This is a genomic window from Streptomyces sp. OR43, assembly GCF_008042275.1.
Classification (GTDB): domain Bacteria; phylum Actinomycetota; class Actinomycetes; order Streptomycetales; family Streptomycetaceae; genus Streptomyces.
In genome coordinates this window covers 1-933 of record NZ_RDBK01000122.1, presented here as the reverse complement: position 1 = coordinate 933, position 933 = coordinate 1, and the positions used below count along the sequence as shown (strand labels likewise).

General features: G+C 72.8%; 1 protein-coding gene. It reads right to left on the bottom strand.

The window, feature by feature from the left end:
- A partial coding sequence (locus EAO72_RS41500; protein ID WP_261991883.1) for an acyltransferase domain-containing protein occupies positions 1–894 on the bottom strand: 894 nt, incomplete at its 3' end.
- Positions 895–933 lie beyond the last annotated feature (39 nt).

Here is a 933-nt window from a genome sequence, read left to right as displayed (position 1 = left end):
CGCGACCAGCCGCTCGTACACCTCCCCGGCATCGACGGCGGTCGCCCCGGCGGGCGGCCAGGAGGTCAGGGAGCCGGGCGCGGAATCGGAGGCGGACCCGGCTGCGCCGAGCAGACCCGTGCCATGGCTGGTCCAGGCGCGGTGCAGGGCGCTGTCGTCGTCCGCGTCGTCGTACGCCCGGGTGTGCAGGGTCAGCTCGCGACGGCCGTCGCCGCGCGGGGCCCCGGCCGTCATCTGCACGTCCACGCCACCGGCGGCGGGAATCGCCACCGGAGCGTCGAGCGTCAGCTCGTCCACCGGCAGGTCACCCAGCAACCTGCCTGCCTCCAGGGCCAGTTCGAGAGCCGCCGCAGCCGGCAGGACCGCCGTTCCGTCAATGGCGTGGTCGGCGAGCCAGGGGTGGGTGCGCAGCGAGATCCGGCCCGTGAGCAGCAGCGCGTCACCCTGGGCGAGCGTGGTCGCGGCCGCCAGCAGGGGGTGCTGCGTCGTGTGCAGCCCGAGGCTCTCCGGGTCCCCGTCCGTGGCCGCGTCCTCCAGCCAGTAGCTCCGGTGCTGGAAGGGGTAGGTCGGCAGGTCGTGCGGCGCGTCGTCCCCTGCCTCCGGAACAGCCGGTGTCCAGTCGACGGGGATGCCGTGGGTGTGGAGGTGGGCGAGGGAGAGGTGGAAGCGGTGGAGGGTGCCTTCGTTGCGGCGGAGGGTGCCGGTGATGAGGGCGTGGGTGTCGGTGGTGTCGGCGGTGTCCTGGAGGGCGGTGGTGAGGACGGGGTGGGGGCTTGCTTCGATGAATACGGAGTGGCCGTCGTTCAGGAGTTTTTTCACGGTGGGGTGGAATTGGACGGGGTTGCTGGGTGACCTGCCGGTGGACGAGCTGACGCTCGACGCTCCGGTGGCGATTCCCGCCGCCGGTGGCGTGGACGTGCAGATGACGGCCGG